The following is an 18,418-nucleotide window of genomic DNA, read 5'->3' as shown; positions in this document are numbered from 1 at the left end:
GTGAGTGGACTGGAAGTGTCGGCGATCGCGCTGACCACGGCTGTCGTCAAAGCGGCTGCGAAAGTATGGCTTGGAGATCGGACCATAGCCGCAGATGCCTCTGCGAAGGTCTTCGACCTGCTTGAGAAGCAGGTCACTGGCCTCAATGACCGCCGCAAGCTCAGACTTTTGTTCACCAATCTCGAGTCGAGGGTTGCTGACCGCCTCCTGCCGTTCCTCGACATCGAGTATCGCGCGCTGGCGGATAACGAGCGGACTGCGGCCGTGGAGGCGGCCCGCGAAACATTCGATCGTGCAGCTCTGACCGACGAAGACCTGTTCGCGACCGACCTCGACGCGGCGTTCCTGTACCGATATCTCCTTCGAACCGTCCCGGGCGTCCCGCACGAGTTCGCCTTGTCGTCCGACGCTATCGAGCTCTACGAGCACGTCCTCCGAGAGTCCTGCGCGTATCTGGTACAAGTCACGAGCACACTGCCTCGATTCCAGGAGGGCGCGCTCATCGAGATTCTCCAACGAGAAACGGAGATTCTCGAAACTGTTCGGAAAGTACTCGCCGCCCTACCCGAACGCAGAAGCCAGGACGACTTCGCCGCAGACTTCCGCCGCCAAGTGGTGACAGCGCTTGACCGAATGGCGCTGTTCGGCGCGGGCCTAGCCGATGCGACCCGGCTGTATCCACTATCGGTCGCGTACCTCAGTCTGAACGTCACTGCTGATCGCGACGGTATGGCGGCCGACCGGATCGAGCAGGTCCTGCCACGAACCCGCCGAATTCTACTTCGCGGTGAGGCAGGTTCAGGGAAGACAACGCTTCTGCAATGGCTCGCTGTCCAGTGCGCGAGCCGGCGATTGCAAGACGTCGAGGGGTGGGCGGACCTTGAGCCGTTCCTGCTGCGGCTCCGACGGTTCAGCCGATCTCAGCTACCGACGCCAGAACAGTTCCTCGGCGAAGTCGGCAGGCACATAGCTGACGAGATGCCGGACGGCTGGGTTCAGCAGCGTCTACGTCGAGGGCGAGCAGTCCTGCTCGTTGACGGCCTCGATGAACTACCGGATGATCGACGTCGCGAAGTACGCGACTGGCTCCGCGAACTCGTCGCGACGTTCCCACGGGCAAGGTACGTCATCACCACCCGCCCGGCCGCCGTGGCTCCCGACTGGCTGCGCGGCGAGGGCTTCATCGGAGTGGCGCTCCAGCCCATGACACCACTCGACGTCCGAACGTTCGTCACGCGCTGGCACGCCGCGTTTCCGGGGGAGGCCCTGGACAGCCAACGGGACACATTGATAGAGGCTATTGGCGCACGCCGCACGTTGCGACGTCTCGCCGAGAACCCCTTGCTGTGCGCATTGCTCTGCGCCCTTCACCACGAGGGCAACGGACGACTACCCGACAACCGCATAGAACTGTACGAAGTCGCGCTGCGTATGCTGCTCGACAGCCGCGACGTTGAGCGGCGGATCGACTCGCCCGTGCGGCTTTCCCTGACTGAGAAACTAGTGCTACTGCGGCATCTCGCATACTGGTTGGTCCGCAACGGCCACACAGACATTCCAGTGGCGGACGCCGAAAGTCAACTGGCGGCGAAGTTGTCCGTGATGAGCCAGATCAACGCGAGTCCACGCCGCGTGTTCCGCCACCTCCTCGTCCGCGGTGGCGTGCTGCGCGAACCACTGCCCGATCGGGTCGACTTCGTACACCGGACATTTCAGGAGTACTTAGCAGCGCAAGCTGCTGTCGAGGCGGACGATATCGGCGTCCTCGCAGCCAATGCCCATCGGGACGGATGGCGGGAAGTAGTAGTGATGGCCGCCGGTCACGGCTACCTAGCTCAACGGGAGCGCCTGCTGGATGGCATTCTCCAGAGAAGGGTAGCTCAACCACGGCGGCTGAAGCTCGATCTGGTGGCACTGGCCTGTCTGGAGACATCGCCCGAGTTGAGCCAGCGACTACGGGGTGAAATCGAAAGCCGGGCGAGCACATTGATCCCGCCATCCAGCTATATAGAGGCCGAGGCGCTTGCCACAGCCGGAGAATTCGGTCTCGACCTGCTGGCTGACTGCAAACCGGAACCTTCACGACTGCCCTTCGTGATTCGTGCGGCCGCACTGATCGGCAACTCGGAGGCCCTCGACCTGCTGGCGCGATACGCCGCCAGTCAGGATTTGGCCGTCGCAGGAGAACTGATCAGGGCGTGGGCCAGGTTCGACTACGCGGAATACGCGGAACGAGTACTCGCCGAGTCCCCCCTGCTGGACGGTTTCATCAGCGTGCACGACCCGGCGATGCTCGTGAGCCTGAAGTATCTGCGACATCTCACCTCTCTCCGATGCCAGTTCGACAACGGCTACGGGAAGCTGCACTTCATCCGTGACCTGCAAGGATTCGAGACGCTCGAGGTCGCCGACGCCGCCGGCTACGACCTGCCATCCCTAGCTGGCACAGAACTGACCCGACTGGCACTGTGCGGACCGCCAATGCCCCAGTCAGTCGATCTCACTCCACTCGCAGGCGTACCTGGGTTGACATCGATCGTCGCCAAAATTACGACTCACGGCTGGGAAGCACTAGCCGACCTTCCCCGCCTGAAATATCTTCAGCTGAGCCAGATCGGAGATCCAGCCCACCTGGCCAATCTCTCGTCATTGACCAGTTTGCGTTCACTGTCGCTGAACAACGTCGTCCAGCTCACCGATCTCTCACCTCTGGCGTTCTTGACCGCCCCGGATTCCCTGAGTTTCAAAGGATGCACAGTCCTTGAGGATGTGACACTGCTGAGCCGTTGGGCAAGTGGACTTCAGCGTCTTCGGCTAACCGGGTGTCCGGCTGTCGATTTGGCGCCGGTCGCGGACCTGACCCAGCTCCGCCGCCTGGAACTTACAGCGACCGCGCTGTCCGATCTGTCACTCCTCTCCGGACTGCGGCGGCTGAAGGATCTACGGTTGCGCGAACTATGCGCTGCACCAGACATGACGCCCCTCGCCGAGCTGAAAGACCTTGAAGTCCTGACAGTGACCGGTAGATGCGAGCTGGATTTGCGTCCACTCGCTGGACGATCCGGGCTCCACGTTCGACTGGGCAACCTGGTCCAACTAGTGGGCGCCGATCGGCTGGGCGCTGATAGCACCGTCGAACGAGTGACAGATCCAAACCGTCGGCTTGCGGTTCGCCACCAGTCAGACCGTTGACCTGGCGTTCCCCAGCGGCCAGTAGATTCGGGCCTGTGATCGACCACATCAGCGTCACCACCGAAGCCGGTTCTTTCGATGCCATTGCCGCCGGGCCCGAAGATGGGCGGCCCGTGATGCTGTTGCACGGTTTTCCCGAAGCCGCGGTCGAGTGGGAGCACCAGGTCGCCACGCTCGGGGTGCTCGGCTTCCGGGCCGTCGCGCCGGATCAGCGGGGGTACTCGCCCGGGGTGCGGCCCGAACCGGCCGCCGACTATCGGATCGATCACCTTGTCGGGGACGTCGTCGCCATCGCCGACAAGCTCGGGTGGGGGCAGTTCGACCTCGTCGGGCACGACTGGGGTGGGGCCGTCGCCTGGTGGACCGCCGACGCGCACCCCGAACGGCTGCGCAGTCTTGCCGTCGTCTCGACGCCGCATCCCGCCGCTCTCTCCGCCGCGATGAAAAACGACGAGGACCAGTACCTGCGGACGCAGTACATGACCGAGTGGCGGCAGACGCGCGTCACCGAGCGCCGGATGCTGGAGAACAACGGGCGGGCGCTGCGGGACATGTTCGAGCGGCGGATCTCGCCCGGCAAGGTCGACGAGTACATCCAGCGGCTGTCCGAGCCGGGGGCGCTCACCGCCGCGCTCAACTGGTACCGCGCGGGCCGGCCCGGCGGGAAGATCGGGAAGATCGACCTGCCGACGCTGTACGTCTGGAGCACCGAGGACGTCTCGTTCGGCTCGACCGCCGCGCTCGACACCGGCAACTGGGTCACCGGGCCCTACCGCTTCGAGATGCTCGAGGACGTCACGCACTGGGCACCCGAGGAGGCACCCGAAGCCGTGACGACGCTGCTCGTCGAGCACCTCAACGCGCGGTAACAGCCGATCACCCTGCCGTGAGCGTCGCAGCCACCCGCCTTGCGGTACGGCCGTCCGGTGGCGGTCGTGTTCACTGGGACGCGTGGATACCGCGACCGAAACCGAGACCGAGCGCGTCGTCTTCGTCACCGAGGACGGGGTGCCCACCGGCGAGACCGGGCCCAAGCTGGCCAGCCACCACGAGCACACCCGGCTGCACCTGGCGTTCTCCTGCTACGTCCTGCGCCGCAGCGACCAGGCCCTGCTGATCACCCAGCGCGCCCACGACAAGAAGGTCTGGCCGGGGGTCTGGACCAACAGCGTCTGCGGGCACCCCGCGCCCGGCGAGTCCCTCGAAGACGCCGTCCGCCGCCGCGCCGCCTACGAGATCGGGCTGCCGTCGCTGGCCGACCTCCACTGCGTGCTGCCCAAGTACCGGTACCGGACGCCGCCATTCGAGGGAATCGTCGAAAACGAGTTCTGCCCGGTGTTCGCCGCCTGGGCCGACACCGACCCCGAACCGAACCCGGCCGAGGTCGGCGGGTGGCGCTGGATCCCGTGGCGCGACTACACGGAGTTGCTGAACGACAAGACGGCTAATGTGAGTTACTGGGCCAAAGACCAGTACGCGCAGCTCAAGGGCATCGCGCCGTTCTCGGACCTCTGACGACCCGACTCCGTTGAGTCACCATCGGCCTCCCGTTTGAGCGAAATTCACTTTCGTCCGTACCCACACCTCAAGCGCGGCCACCTCTACGACGACAACCAATGCGTGGTGGAGGTGGGCATGGTCGCCGAGGACGAAGGCGCGCTGCGCCGGGCCGGCGGGCCGCGACCGCCGGACCTGCTCCGCCTCCACGAGACCGTCGCGAGCCTGCTCGCGACCCAGGGCGACTGGCGCCGCGCCTACCAGCACCTGCGCTCCGCGCTGGACATCGCCCGCGACGGCAGCCTGCGCGACGCGCTGACGTCGAGCTACAACCGCCGGTACCTCGACGAGCGCCTGTACGGACCGCTCACCGGCCGCCAGACCGCCCGGCCGCGGCCGCCGCTGGGGATCGCGTTGATCGATCTCGATCGCTTCAAACGCGTCAACGACACGTACGGTCACCTCGTCGGCGACCGCGTCCTCCGCCGGGTGGCCGACCTCCTCCAGGAGGAGCTGCCCGAAGACGGCTTCTGCGCCCGGTACGGCGGCGAGGAGTTCGTGCTGTGGCTGCCCGGCGTCGACGTCGGGGCCGCCGTTCGCATCGTCGACGCCGCCCGGGTGCGCGTCGCCCGTCACCCCTGGTCAGAACTTCAGCCGGGACTGCGCGTGACGATCAGTGCCGGGCTTGCCCACGACTGCGCGACCGAACCGGACGCGGAGCCCAGCCCGGAGCGTCAGCTTCGGTGCGCGGACACCTTGCTTTACGCCGCGAAACGTGCCGGGCGGAACAAAGTCGCCTATCACGACGAACAAACGACTCGGTTAATAACCCACTCAGAGTAACGTAAACTCCGGATTACCCCGGATTGCGTAATGCCGCCTTCACCCGTTTGTCGACGCCAGGCGGCCGTTCGTCGACTCAAGGTGAAGAAAATTCCGGGAGGGTGTCGTCACGAACGGGGGGTATCCGTACGATAACGAAAACCTCCGGGGGAACGATCACCTCTGGCGGGGGAAGACGGCCTAGTCGAAGAGCCGCCCTGCGACCGCGCGAAAGGAGACCGAGTGCCGGACGAGCACGACAGCCCGGGAACCGGTCGCCACGTCGATGGTCCAGCGCGACCCCGAAGCGGCAGACGCCGGTCCATGGAGGACCAGGGCGGGATCAGCGTTTCGGACGTCGTCGCCAAGACCACCGGCGTCCGGCCCGTCCCGCAGCGTGACCAGCAGGACCGCACTGACCAGCCAGGACACCGCGCGCACGGAGCCGAGCCGGCCGCCCCGCCCCGGGCCGCGCAGTCGCCCCGGGCGCGTGCGCCGCGACCGGTGCAGCCCGCCTCGGACAACCCGGCACCCGCGGACGCCACGCGGCAACCGGGCCCCCCGCGGCCGCGGCAGCCCCGCCGCTCGACCGCCGCCGCCCCGCAGCCCGAGGCCCCGCTCCAGCGCCGCCCACCGGCCACGAACCCCGGTCAGCAGCAGACGTCGGCCGCGCCACAGCCGCCCCGCCGGCTCCGCCGCCCGGCGCCCGCTCCGGACGGCGCCGTGCCGCCGCGGCCGGACGCGCCGGCACTCCAGCGCCCCCCGGGGCCCGACGCGTTTCCGGTGAAGCGGCCACCAACTGCCCCGCCGAAGCCCGCTGACGGCCCGGCGGCCAAGCGCGCAGCCGCGAACGAGTCGTCGGCGCCGGGACGTGTCCGCCCCGCTGGGGAAACCCCGCCCGTGCGGCGCCCGCCGGCCGACTCGCCGGCCGCCAAGCGCGCTGCGGCCAAGGAATCTTCGGCACCGGGACGCGCCCGGCCCACCGGCGACACCACCGCGCCGCGACGCCCGCAGGCCGACGCACCGGCGCAGCGCCCCGCGGCCGCGGCGTCCGACACCACCGCTCTCCGGCACCCGCAGGCCGACGCGCCCGCCGTGGGCGCGGTGCCGTCGCGCGCCGAGCTCGACCCGCTGACCATGACCGACGAGATGGAAGCGATCGACGAGGCCACGCAGTACCGCCGCAAGATCGACCACACCCTCGCCCGGTTCTCGGCCGCGCACGACGAGGGGAACGCCGAAGAGGCGAAGCGGCGCGAACGCCGTGAGCGGCTCTCCCCGGCTTCCCTGATCGAAAGCACGCGTACGGCGCTTCAGCGCGTCGTCACCCCGGTGGCGGCCGACGAGCCCGAGGTCGACGCCGCCGAACTGGCCGCGCAGACCCGGCTGCAGGAGAAGAAGCTGCGCAAGAACGAGCGGGCGAGCCGGTTCGGGCGGATCGCCGCCGCGGTCGTCGCGGGGCTCGTGTTCCTCGGCGTCGGCGGCGCGTGGGGTGCCCAGACCTACTTCGACGCGAAGTTCACGCAGATCTCGGCGCTCGACGAGAACTCGTCCGACATCCAGGACGCCGCGGCGCAGGCCAACGACGAGAACTTCCTGATGGTCGGGTCGGACACCCGCGACGGCGCGGGGGCCGAAGAAGGCGTCGGCACCGCGGACAGCACGCCGGGCGCGCGCTCGGACACCGTGATGGTGGCGCACATCCCGGCCGACCGGCAGCGGGTCGTCGTCACGTCGTTCCCGCGTGACCTCGAGATCGACCGGCCCGACTGCCAGCGCTGGGACCCGGCGCAGAACAAGGACACCGACGAGAAGGTCCCCGGCCAGAAGATCGCGAAGCTCAACACCGCGTACGCGGTCGGCGGGCCGCCCTGCATCACGAAGGTGATCCAGCAGATCACCGGGCTGCGGATCAACCACTTCGTCGGGATCGACTTCAACGGCTTCAAGGAGATGGTCGACGCGGTCCACGGCGTCACCGTCCACAACGAGATCCCGATCGACGACACCATCCTCGGCAAGGTGCTGCTGGAGACCGGCGACGTGACGATCTCCGGCGACCAGGCGCTGAACTTCGTCCGCGCGCGGCACGTCAAGGGCGACCCGACGTCCGACTACGGCCGGATCAAGCGGCAGCAGGCGTTCATCGGCGCGCTGCTGAAGAAGGTCATGTCGTCCGACGTCGTCCTCGACCCCGGCAAGCTCAGCGACTTCATCACGGCGTTCGCGAAGGCCACCTTCGGCGACAACCTCGGCGTCAAGCAGATGATGACGCTGGCGCAGTCGATGAAGGGCCTCGACCAGTCGAAGATCTCGTTCCTCACGGTGCCGACGGTCGGTCTGCCCAACACCCGCGGCAACGAGGTCCTCGTCCGCAGCAAGGCGAAGACGCTGTTCGACGCGCTGCGCAACAACACCGCGCTGCCCGACCCGAACGCGCCGATCCCGCAGAGCGAGCAGCCGCCGCCCACCGGCTCGTCGAAGTCGTCGTCCTCGTCGAAGTCGTCGTCCTCGTCGAAGACGACCTCCAAGACCTCGTCGAGCAAGAAGACCAGCACCACCGGCTGAGTCGCGACGATCGTTAGTCCGGGTTCACGTACGGTTCACCCGGCGATGCGGTATTGGGCCACGGATGCCCGTAGGGTTGGGCCATGCGTGAGGCTTACCATGTCGAACTCGAACAGCTCGCCGACAACCTGGCGGCCATGTCGCTCCAGGTCGCCGACGCCATGGAGCGCGCGACGCGGTCGCTCCTGGAGGTCGACCTCAGTCTCGCCGAGCAGGTGATCAGCGACGACGCGAAGGTCGACGACGCCCGCGCCGAGTGCGAGGAGCAGGCCTACGCCCTGCTCGCGCTGCAGGCGCCGGTGGCGACCGACCTGCGGACCGTGCTCGCGGCGATCCACGCCGCGGAAAGCCTGGAGCGGATGGGCGACCTGGCCCTGCACGTGGCGAAGGCCGCGCGCCGGCGGCACCCCGAACCGGTGCTGCCCGAGGCCGTGAAGCCGTACTTCGCCGAGATGGGCGAGGTCGCGGTCAAGCTGGCCCGGCAGACCGAAGTGGTCATCAAGACGAAGGACGTCGAGGCGGCGAAGACGCTCGAGTCCGACGACGACCAGGTGGACGACATCCACCGCCACCTGTTCACGGTCCTGATGGACCGCGAGTGGCCCCACGGTGTGGCCGCGGCGGTCGACGTCACCCTGCTGGGCCGCTTCTACGAGCGCTACGCCGACCACGCGGTGTCGGTCGCGAAGCGGATGATCTTCGTGGTCACCGGCAAGATGCCGGGCTACGGTTCCGACGACGACATCTGAGCCTGAGCGAGAAGAAAGGCCCCCGACTCCGGTCGGGGGCCTTTTCCATTACCGGACAACGAGTCTCGAACATCCACTTCGGACACTGTGCCGAGAAAAGAAGAAGGCCTTTCTCGCCGGCCCCGAGCGCCGGCGAGAAAGGCCTTCGACAACAACGACTACTCAGCCGAAGCGGCCGGAAATGTAATCTTCCGTGGCCTTCTCGTCCGGGTTGGAGAAGATCTTCTCCGTGTCGTTGAGCTCGACCAGCCGGCCCGGCTGCCCGACGCCGGCGAGGTTGAAGAACGCCGTCTGGTCGGAAACCCGCGCCGCCTGCTGCATGTTGTGCGTGACGATGACGATCGTGTAGTCCTTCTTCAGCTCCCCGATCAGGTCCTCGATCGCCAGTGTGGAGATCGGGTCCAGGGCCGAGCACGGCTCGTCCATCAGGAGGACGTCCGGCTGCACCGCGATCGCGCGGGCGATGCAGAGACGCTGCTGCTGACCGCCGGACAGGCCGCCGCCCGGTTTGTTGAGGCGGTCCTTGACCTCGTTCCAGAGGTTGGCGCCGCGCAGGGCGCGCTCGCCGATCTCGTCGAGGGTCTTGCGGTTCTTGGTGCCGCCCAGCTTCAGCCCGGCGACGACGTTGTCCCGGATGGACATCGTCGGGAACGGGTTGGGGCGCTGGAAGACCATGCCGATCGTGCGGCGCACCTGGACCGGGTCGACGGCGGAGGCGTAGATGTTCTCGCCGTCCAGCAGGACGTCGCCCTCGACGCGCGCGCCGGGGATGACCTCGTGCATGCGGTTCAGCGTGCGCAGCACCGTCGACTTGCCACAGCCCGACGGGCCGATGAACGCGGTGACGTTACGGGGCGGCACGGACAGGGAGACATTGTCGACGGCGTGGAACTTGCCGTAGTAGATGTCCACGTCCTTGACGTCGATTCGCTTTGCCATGGCTACAGCTCACTTCTTCTTCGGGGCGACAAGGCGCGCGAACACGGTGGCGAGGAGGTTGATGATCGCGATGATGAGCACCAGCGTCAGCGCCGCGCCCCAGATCCGGTCGAAACCGACCGAGCCGGGGTCCATCGAGTTGGTGACGCGCTCGTTGTTCATCAGCAGCGGGAGCGCCGCCTGCTCGCCACTGAAGATGTCCCAGTTCGTGTAGGCGGAGTAGCCGACCAGGACCAGCAGCGGCGCGGTCTCGCCCATCACCCGGGCGAGCGCCATCATGATGCCGCCGATGATGCCGGACAACGCCGTCGGCAGCACGATCTTCACGATCGTCTTCCACTTCGGCACGCCCAGCGCGTACGACGCCTCGCGCAGGTCGTCCGGGACGATCCGCAGCATCTCCTCCGACGAGCGGACGACGACCGGGATCATCAGCAGCACCAGGGCCAGCGACACGGCGAAACCGCTGCGCGGCAAGCCGAACGTGGTGATCCAGAGCGCGTAGATGAACAGCGCGGCGACAATCGACGGGACACCGGAAAGGATGTCGACCATGAAGGTGGTGGCCTTCATGAGCTTGCCCCGGCCGTACTCGACCAGGTAGATCGCGACGAGCATGCCGATCGGCACCGCGATGATCGCGCAGACGAGGCCTTGCAGCAGGCTGCCGATGATGGCGTGCAGCACGCCGCCGCCGACCTCGTCGGACAGGTAGTTGCCCAGGTCCTGCGACCACCAGTTGGTGTACGGGATGCGCTTGATGCCGTTCGCGACGACCGTGTACAGCACCCACACCAGCGGGACGACGGCGATCAGGAACGACAGCCAGACCAGCGTGGTCGCCAGGCCGTTCTTGACCTTGCGGGCCAGGCTGACCTGCTGGAACGCCGGTGTCGTGGCAGGGGCTTCGAGCGTGCTGGTCATGCTCACTCTCCCTTCTTGCCGATGACGGACCGCGCCGCGAAGTTGACGAGGAAGGTGAGCACGAACAGCACGAGGCCGGCCGCGATGTACGCGCCCGCCGAGATCTCGTTGTTGAACTCGCTGTAGTTGGCGGCGATCTTCGAGGCGAACGTCGAACCGCCGTCGAAGAGGCTCCAGTCGAAGTTGCGGCCCTGCGGGATGAGCAGGATGACGGCCAGCGCGATCGTCTCGCCGAGCGCGCGGCCGAGGCCGAGCATCGACGCGCCGATGTAGCCGGCCTTGCCGAACGGCAGCACGGTGGTGCGGATGACTTCCCAGCGCGTGGCGCCGAGCGCCAGCGCGCCTTCGAGGTGCGGGGTCGGCGTGCGCTCGAACACCTCGCGCGAGAGCGAGGTGATGATCGGCAGGATCATCACGGCCAGCACGATGCCGGCGGTGAAGATCGTGCCGCGCACGCTCGGCGCGACGTTGCCCGGCGCCAGCAGCGGGAACCACGAGAAGGTGTCGTTGATCCACTGCGAGAACGGCTCGATCGCCGGGGCGAAGACCAGGATGCCCCAGAGGCCGAAGATGATCGACGGCACCGCGGCGAGCAGGTCGATGACGTAGGCGAACGGCCGCGCCAGCCGCTTCGGCGCGTAGTGGGTCAGGAACAAGGCGATGCCCAGCGACACCGGCATCGCGATGATCAGCGCCACCAGCGACGTCGCCACCGTGACCTCGAGGAGGTCGAGGATGCCGAACGACATGTTGGCGGGGTCGTTGGTCGACCAGCCGTGGTTGAACAGGAAGTTGGCCTTGTCGGCCTGCAGCGCCGGGATCGCCTGGATGAGCAGGAAGACCCCGATCAGGCCGATCAAGGCGACGACGAAGATCCCGGCCCCGGTGGTCAGGTTCTGGAAGATGCGGTCACCGGGCCGCACCTTCTTCGGCTTCTCGCTCGCGGGCGGCTCGGGCACCGCCGTCGAGGTGGGTTGCTCCGAAATCGGATCCTCCGGGGGCGTCGTGGCGGACGACGAACGCCCACCGGGGTCGCCGGTGGGCGTTCGCGTCGAGGATGACTCGCTCATCAGCTACTTCTGACCAGCCTGTATCAACTCGGGGAGCAGTCGCAAGACCGCGTCAGGAGATCGCCTTGACCGCGGCGAGGACCTTGGTCTGCAGCGACTGCGGGATCGGGACGTAACCCTTGGCGGACAGCGGCTGCTGACCGTCGGTGGCGGCCACCGTCAGGAACGCCTTGACGGCCTTCGAGACGTCGGCGTTCGCGTACTTCGAGCAGACGATCTCGTAGGTCGTCAGCAGCAGCGGGTAGGCACCCGGGGTGTTGCTGGCGTAGATGCCGTTGAGGTCGAGCGCGAGGTCGTTCGTGCCGTCCTTGAGGAACTTGGCCGAGTCGAGCGACTTCGCCACGTTCTCCGAGGTCAGCTCGACGCCGCCGGAGCCGCTGTCGATCAGGGCCGGGGTCAGGCCGTCCTTGGCGAACGCGCCTTCGACGTAGGTGATGGCGCCGTCGCCGGCCTTCACCGCGGTCGCGACACCGTTGGAGCCCTGCGCACCGTTGCCGACGCCACCGTTGAACTTCTTGCCCGCACCCTTGGTCCAGTCGGCCTTCGCCGCCGCGCCCAGGTACTTCTGGAAGTTGTCGGTGGTGCCCGACTCGTCGGCGCGGGAGACGACCTGGATGGCCTTGTCCGGCAGGTTCGCGCTCTCGTTGCCCTTGACCGCCTTGATGGCCGGGTCGTTCCACTTGGTGATGCCACCGCTGAAGATCTTGGCGATGACCGAGGGGGTCAGCGTCAGCTTGTCCACACCGGAGAGCTTGTAGGCGACGGCCACCGGGCCGACGACCATCGGGATGTTCCAGGCGGGGCTCGCGCAGCGCTTGGTGGCCGCTTCGAGGTCCGCGCCGGTGGCCGGCGAGTCCGAGCCGCCGAAGTCGATCTGGTTGGCGTTGAACTGCTTGACGCCGGCACCCGAGCCACTGGGGTTGTAGTTGACCTGCTGGCCCGAGCACTTCTTGCTGTACTGCTGCGTGAAGATGTCGATCGCGTTCTTCTGTGCCGACGAGCCTTCGGCGGAGAGCGGGCTCTTGCCGCCGCACGCCACGTCGGCCGTGCCGGTGGCGGCCGGGGCGGCAGCCGAGTTCGAGCTGCTGCTGTTCGTCGCCGCGGGGTCGGAACCACAGGCGGCGAGCACGAGCGCGGCGCTCGCCACGATGCCGACCGCGCTCAGGGGCCGCATGATCTTCACTGCATTTCCTCCATCAGGAGCATCACGGGTTCGGCAGCGGCGTGTTTCGCCGCGCCGGATCCGGACATTAGGCAGCCCTGGTGGACGGTCAGCCGTGAACAAATGAACGCAAAGTGAACAAGGCCCCGGATGTGAGCAGTGCGACTACTCCGAAAGGATGCCGTGTCCTGGCCGTGACCTGGGCGTATGCCCACAGTGACGAGCTGCTCGCACGGCGTCCACCGTGGTCACCGACCGTACTGGACGTCGGTCTCGTGACGCGTGAACCCGAGCTTGGTGTAGACCGCCAGCGCCGGGGCGTTGTCCCCCTCGACGTACAGGATCACCTGCCGCAGCCCCTGGTCCGCGAGGTACCGCAGCCCGGCGAGCGTCAGCGCCCGGCCGAGGCCGCCGCCCTGCGCGGCCGGGTCGACGCCGACGACGTACACCTCGCCGACGCGCTCGCCGCCGAACCGGCCCGGCGTGGCCTCGTGCACCTTCGTCCAGTGGAAGCCGATCACCTCACCGTTTTCCTCGGCGAGGAAGAAGCCGGCGGCGTCGAACCACGGTCGCCGTTCGTCGGCACGGATGTCGTCGGCGGTCAGGGCGCCCTGCTCGGGGTGCCAGTCGAAGGCGCGCGCGTTGACCTGGACGACGGCGTCCTCGTCCTGTCCCGGCACAAAAGCGCGCAGCGAGACGCCTTCGCGCAGCACCGGCTCCGGCCAGTCCGCGCCGTCGACGGCCGTGTGCAGGATCAGCAGTTCGCGCTTGCGCTCCAGCCCGGTCCTCAGGGCGAGCTGACGAGCCGCGGGGTGGTCGCCGTGGGCCCAGACGCGGAACCCGACGGCGGCGCGCTCGTCGAGCGCCTGAAGCAGCTTCGCGCCGTACCCGCGGTTGCGGTGGGCGGGGTGCACGAACAGTTCGGCGACCTGGTGGCCGAAGGAGTCGCCCGTGGTGTCGAGGTGCGCGTAGCCGACGACGTCGTCTTCGACGCAGGCGACCAAGTGCTCACCGCCGTCGAACTCGCCCGGCAGCGCGCCTGCGGGTTCGACCTCGGGCCGCCCGTCCGCCTCGCGCACGGCCAGCAGCAGCTGCCGCACGTGCCCGAGCTGCTGCTCGTCCAGGTCCTGACGCCATTCCCCGCCGTCTCCGCTCACCCCGTGACCGTACCCGGGACCGGAGCAACGCGACGGTTGTGCGGAACGTCCTGGAAAGCGTGGGGGACCTAGTGCGCGAGTTCGGGGGTGTCGGCCGGGGCTTCGGCGGGCGCCTGCGCCGGCACGCTCCCCCGCGGCGCCCCCTTGGCAGGCCGCTCGAACTTGTACCCGACGTTGCGCACGGTTCCGATCATCTGCTCGTGCTCCGGGCCGAGCTTGGCGCGCAGCCGCCGGACGTGGACGTCGACCGTGCGGGTGCCGCCGAAGAAGTCGTAGCCCCAGACCTCCTGCAGCAGCTGGGCGCGGGTGAACACCCGGCCGGCGTGCTGCGCGAGGTACTTGAGCAGCTCGAACTCCTTGTAGGTGAGCTCCAGCGTGCGCCGCTTGAGACGCGCGGTGTAGGTCGCCTCGTCGATGACCAGCTCGCCGACCCGCAGCTCGGCGTCGACCTGCGCGGAACCGCCGTCGCGGGTCGTGACCAGCCGCAGCCGGGCGTCGACCTCGGCCGGGCCGGCCGTCGGCAGGAGGATGTCGTCGGTGCGCCATTCGGCGCTGACCGCCACCAGCCCGCCTTCGCCGACGACGGCGATGATCGGGGTGGAGGCCTCGTCCTCGCCGGTGCCCTTGAGCAGCCGGCAGAGGCTCTTGGCCGAGGCCAGATCACTGCGCGCGTCCAGCAGGATGACGTCCCGGTGACCCGCGTCGAGCAGGGCGGTCACCTCGGGGGGCCGGACGCGTACGGTGTGCGGCAGCAGGTCCAGCGCGGGAAGCACCGACGTGGCATCCGCTTCCGCAGTCAGTACCAGAAGGTCCAGGCTCATGAGCCGCACCGCCTTCTCAAGTCGTCGCCTCACGGTGGCGTTAGTCGGTGCTAAGTGAGAATAGCGGCTGAACGGCCGGGTACCTAACCCTTGCTGGATCGATCACACCTGGAGAAACCCCCGGTGCGCCCGACGAACCCCGATGAACCCCGACGGAACAGGAGTACGGACGCGATGGTGAGCAGGCCCGTGGCCCGGGACGACCGACCCGCACCGAGGCCGGACGCGCAACGCCGGGGCCGCCGCGGCCGGCGGTGGGTGATCGCCCTCGTGGTACTGGTCCTCCTGCTGGTCGGCGCCGATTTCGGGGCCGCCGCGTTCGCCGAGCACATGATCTCGCAGAAGGCGCGCACGCAGCTGCAGCTGACCGACGACCCGTCGGTCACCATCCACGGCTTCCCGTTCCTCACCCAGGCGCTGGGCGGTGACTACAGTCACATCAGCGTGTCGGCCGCCGGCGTGCCGGTCGGCGACAAGCTCCAGGACGTCGCGTTGAACGCCGAGCTCGAGGACGTCACCGCGCCGCTGTCGGATCTCACGAACGGCAACACCAAGGCCATCACCATCGGCAAGCTGACCGGCGCGGTCACCATCAAGGCCGCCGACCTGGCCCGCATCTCGCCGCTGGACAAGATCAAGGACCTGCGGATCGACCCCGCGACCACGGACTACGTCCAGAACGGCGACTCCGGGCAGGCCGAGCCGACGCCGACGACCACGACCGCCGCCGACGGCCAGCCCGTCGACGAGTCGAGCACGGGTGTCCGCATTTCGGGACACCTTCAGTTCGCGGGCAAGGATCTGGAAATCTTCTGCTTCGCGATGATCGAGGCGGACGCGAAGCAAGGGACGATCACCTTCGCGCCGAAGCGGCTGCAGTTCGGGAATGACCAGGAGACCACCGTCGTTCCCCAGGCGGTGCAGAAGGCACTGCTGCCGAACTTCAACGCGTCGATCGCGACGAAGGACCTGCCGCTGTCGGTCACCCCGACCGGCGTGCGGGTGCAGAGCGGATCGGTGACGATCAAGGGTGAGGCGTCGAACGTCTCATTCGCGGACCTGAGCAAGTAGGAGTGGCCGGTGACGGGGCTGTGGGTGCTCGTGGCGGTACTGGTGGCCGGGACGGCCGCCGGGCTCGTGCTGCGGGCGCGCAACGGCCGCGTGCGGGAGGCGCGGGACGCCCAGCCCGTGCGTGAGCTGCCCGGCCCCGTCGCCGCCGCGCTCGACCCGGCGTCCGCTGTGACGCTGGTCCAGATCTCCACCACCTTCTGCGCGCCCTGCCGGCACGCGAAGGCCGTGCTCGAGCCGCTGGCCGAGCGCACCGAGGGCCTGCACCACGTCGAGCTGGACGTCACGAACCAGCCGGAGGTCGCGCAGGCACTGGCCGTGCTGCGGACGCCGACCACGATCGCGCTGACCCCGGACGGCCGGGAGCTGCTGCGCGTCGGCGGCGTCCCGAAAGGCGCCGACCTACTGGACGCGCTGCGCCCGCACCTCACCGCGCGAACATCCTGACCCGCCGTTCGCACTCGCACACGACGTCGTCACTTTCCCTAGGAAAGATGCGTCCGGGGGGTCGGAGGGTCCCAGTAGGCGGGAATCGTCCCAAGGTGTGAACGTGGTTCCCACTCTGAGGGAGCACTGGGTACCCTCGCACCCGTGACCAGGCTGACCACCTTCTTGACGCAGCGGCGCGCAGTGGACTTCTGCCGCGTCCGCAGCAGCCTGTGTCGGGTTCAGTCCGACCGGCGCTGAACGACGCCTTCTTCGCCTCGGTCCCCAGCCAGCCTGAAAACGCTGACGCGTGCCGTTCGCACGCACTCTCTCCGCTCCAGCTGGAGGAACCATGTCCGCCGGACCGGCCGTCGACCCGCGTGGCCCGCGGTTCGCCGCCATCCTGACGACGATCGTGCTCGCGGTCGTCCTGGTCACCCAGTGGTGGCCGCTGCTGGCGATCCAGACCGTCGTCTTCGCCATCGGCGCGTTCGCCGGGCTCAGGCCCGCGCCGTACTCGCTGCTGTACCGCTACCTGGTGGCCCCGCGCCTCGGCCCGACGACCGAGCGGGAGGACGCGGCGCCGCTGCGGTTCGCCCAGGCCGTCGGGTTCGTGTTCGCGCTCGTCGGCACCATCGGCTTCGCCGTCGGGATCACGCCCCTCGGCATCGTCGCGACGGCCTTCGCGCTCTTCGCGGCCTTCCTCAACGCGGCCTTCGACTTCTGCCTGGGCTGCGAAATGTTCTTGCTGATCAAACGCTTCAGCCCCGCCCGCGCGTCGTCCTGAAGTTCAACCCCAGAAAGAGAGTTCATCTCCATGAGCCGTGAAGACGTCCTGGTCACCACCCAGTGGGCCGAGGAGAACCTGGACACCCCCGGCGTCGTGTTCGCCGAGGTCGACGAGGACACCACCGCGTACGACGGAGGCCACATCCGGGGCGCGGTGAAGTTCGACTGGCGCAAGGACCTGCAGGACGGGGTGCGCCGCGACTTCGTCTCCAAGGAGGGCTTCGAGAAGCTCCTGTCGGAGAAGGGCATCTCGAACGACGACCGCGTGATCCTCTACGGCGGCAACAACAACTGGTTCGCCGCCTACGCGTACTGGTACTTCAAGCTCTACGGCCACGAGAACGTCCAGCTGCTCGACGGCGGCCGCAAGAAGTGGGAGCTCGACGGCCGCGAGCTGAACTCCGACGAGGTCAAGCGCGACGCCACCGACTACAAGGCCAAGGACCAGGACCTGTCCCTGCGCGCGTTCCGCGACGAGGTCGTCCAGTCCATCGGCGCGAAGAACTTCGTCGACGTCCGGTCGCCGGACGAGTTCTCCGGCAAGCTGCTCGCCCCGGCGCACCTGCCGCAGGAGCAGTCCCAGGTCCCCGGCCACATCCCGGGCGCGCTGAACGTGCCGTGGGCGAAGGTCGCCAACGAGGACGGCACCTTCAAGACCGAGGGCGAGATCGACGAGCTCTACAAGGAGCAGGGCATCGACGCCGGCAAGGGCACCATCGCCTACTGCCGCATCGGTGAGCGCTCGTCCATCGCGTGGTTCGCGCTGCACGAGCTGCTGGGCCACCAGGACGTCAAGAACTACGACGGATCCTGGACGGAATACGGCTCGCTGGTCGGCGTGCCGGTCGAGTTGGGAGCCAAGTGATGGCGGTCGACGACAGCTGCGGCGCACCGGTCCAGGAGGCCACGCCGGCGGATTACGACACCAAGGGCCAGGTCGTCCTGGCCGGCAAGGTGACCGGCGCGGACGGGCCGGTCGGCGGCGCGTTCGTCCGGCTCCTGGACGGCGGCGGCGACTTCACGGGCGAGGTCGTCTCCTCGGCCGACGGCGACTTCCGCTTCTACGCGGCGCCGGGCGAGTGGACCGTGCGCGCGCTGCACCGCAGCGGCAACGGCGAAGTGTCCGTCACCGCGGAAGGCCCCGGCCTGCACCAGCTGGCCATCTCGGTCGCCTGAGTTCTGCACTGCCGTGAGGGGCACCTTCAGGGACACCGTGTCCCTGAAGGTGCCCCTC

Annotated in this window: 17 protein-coding genes; 11 read left to right on the top strand and 6 right to left on the bottom strand. The window is 68.1% G+C overall.

All coding sequences use genetic code 11. From position 1 onward, the window contains the following. From OG494_RS38900 to phoU, 6 genes are all read left to right on the top strand, one after another. Nucleotides 1-3,192 (top strand): NACHT domain-containing protein, encoded by a 3,192-nt coding sequence (locus OG494_RS38900; RefSeq protein ID WP_328447352.1) that lies wholly within the window; start codon nt 1-3, stop codon nt 3,190-3,192. Between the two features lie 35 nt (nt 3,193-3,227). Further along, nucleotides 3,228-4,061 (top strand): alpha/beta fold hydrolase, encoded by an 834-nt coding sequence (locus tag OG494_RS38895; RefSeq protein ID WP_328447350.1) that lies wholly within the window; start codon nt 3,228-3,230, stop codon nt 4,059-4,061. A gap of 82 nt (nt 4,062-4,143) precedes the next feature. Continuing rightward, a complete protein-coding gene (gene idi / locus OG494_RS38890; RefSeq protein WP_328447348.1) occupies nt 4,144-4,707 on the top strand; it encodes an isopentenyl-diphosphate Delta-isomerase in 564 nt (187 codons plus the stop codon). Between the two features lie 120 nt (nt 4,708-4,827). Next, a complete protein-coding gene (locus OG494_RS38885; RefSeq protein ID WP_328447346.1) occupies nt 4,828-5,532 on the top strand; it encodes a GGDEF domain-containing protein in 705 nt (234 codons plus the stop codon). Between the two features lie 1,083 nt (nt 5,533-6,615). Beyond that, entirely contained in the window at nt 6,616-8,079 is a 1,464-nt protein-coding gene (locus tag OG494_RS38880) for an LCP family protein (protein WP_328459159.1), read from the top strand. An 83-nt stretch (nt 8,080-8,162) separates the two neighbouring features. After that, a complete protein-coding gene (gene phoU / locus OG494_RS38875; RefSeq protein WP_328447344.1) occupies nt 8,163-8,828 on the top strand; it encodes a phosphate signaling complex protein PhoU in 666 nt (221 codons plus the stop codon). Between the two features lie 162 nt (nt 8,829-8,990). Here the strand turns inward: phoU and pstB are convergent, their stop codons facing one another. From pstB to OG494_RS38845, 6 genes are all read right to left on the bottom strand, one after another. After that, nucleotides 8,991-9,767 carry a phosphate ABC transporter ATP-binding protein PstB gene (pstB, locus tag OG494_RS38870; RefSeq protein ID WP_328447342.1) on the bottom strand — a complete coding sequence of 259 codons (777 nt, stop codon included), beginning with the start codon at nt 9,765-9,767 and terminating at the stop codon, nt 8,991-8,993. Between the two features lie 9 nt (nt 9,768-9,776). Then, entirely contained in the window at nt 9,777-10,691 is a 915-nt protein-coding gene (pstA, locus tag OG494_RS38865) for a phosphate ABC transporter permease PstA (RefSeq protein WP_328447340.1), read from the bottom strand. A gap of 2 nt (nt 10,692-10,693) precedes the next feature. After that, complete coding sequence (pstC, locus tag OG494_RS38860; RefSeq protein WP_328459158.1) at nt 10,694-11,614, bottom strand: phosphate ABC transporter permease subunit PstC; 921 nt, start codon at nt 11,612-11,614, stop codon at nt 10,694-10,696. A 199-nt stretch (nt 11,615-11,813) separates the two neighbouring features. Then, the gene (gene pstS, locus OG494_RS38855) at nt 11,814-12,944 is read right to left on the bottom strand and encodes a phosphate ABC transporter substrate-binding protein PstS (protein WP_328447338.1); all 1,131 of its coding nucleotides are present in this window, start codon (nt 12,942-12,944) and stop codon (nt 11,814-11,816) included. A gap of 227 nt (nt 12,945-13,171) precedes the next feature. Further along, on the bottom strand, nt 13,172-14,080 hold the full coding sequence (mshD, locus tag OG494_RS38850; protein ID WP_328447336.1) for a mycothiol synthase: 909 nt from the start codon (nt 14,078-14,080) through the stop codon (nt 13,172-13,174). 68 nt (nt 14,081-14,148) lie between these two features. Further along, nucleotides 14,149-14,901 (bottom strand): winged helix-turn-helix transcriptional regulator, encoded by a 753-nt coding sequence (locus OG494_RS38845; RefSeq protein ID WP_328447334.1) that lies wholly within the window; start codon nt 14,899-14,901, stop codon nt 14,149-14,151. Nucleotides 14,902-15,075: 174 nt separating this feature from the next. On the opposite strand from OG494_RS38845, the gene OG494_RS38840 reads away from it, so the two are divergent. The 5 genes from OG494_RS38840 (at nt 15,076) to OG494_RS38820 (ending at nt 18,360) form a co-directional block, all read left to right on the top strand. After that, nucleotides 15,076-15,972: an LmeA family phospholipid-binding protein gene (locus tag OG494_RS38840; RefSeq protein ID WP_328447332.1), complete on the top strand. Its 897-nt coding sequence runs from the start codon at nt 15,076-15,078 to the stop codon at nt 15,970-15,972. 9 nt (nt 15,973-15,981) lie between these two features. Beyond that, on the top strand, nt 15,982-16,416 hold the full coding sequence (locus OG494_RS38835) for a TlpA family protein disulfide reductase (RefSeq protein WP_328447328.1): 435 nt from the start codon (nt 15,982-15,984) through the stop codon (nt 16,414-16,416). Nucleotides 16,417-16,747: 331 nt separating this feature from the next. Further along, entirely contained in the window at nt 16,748-17,182 is a 435-nt protein-coding gene (locus tag OG494_RS38830; protein WP_328447326.1) for a DUF4395 domain-containing protein, read from the top strand. A gap of 30 nt (nt 17,183-17,212) precedes the next feature. Beyond that, on the top strand, nt 17,213-18,049 hold the full coding sequence (locus tag OG494_RS38825; protein WP_328447325.1) for a sulfurtransferase: 837 nt from the start codon (nt 17,213-17,215) through the stop codon (nt 18,047-18,049). Then, nucleotides 18,049-18,360, top strand: coding sequence for a DUF1416 domain-containing protein (locus OG494_RS38820; RefSeq protein WP_328447323.1), 312 nt, complete (start codon nt 18,049-18,051; stop codon nt 18,358-18,360). The genes OG494_RS38825 and OG494_RS38820 overlap by 1 nt, the downstream gene beginning before the upstream one ends. Nucleotides 18,361-18,418 lie beyond the last annotated feature (58 nt).

Source organism: Amycolatopsis sp. NBC_00438, assembly GCF_036026695.1.
Classification (GTDB): domain Bacteria; phylum Actinomycetota; class Actinomycetes; order Mycobacteriales; family Pseudonocardiaceae; genus Amycolatopsis.
Note: the sequence above shows the minus strand (reverse complement) of the source record. Positions and strands in the feature narration are given on the sequence as shown.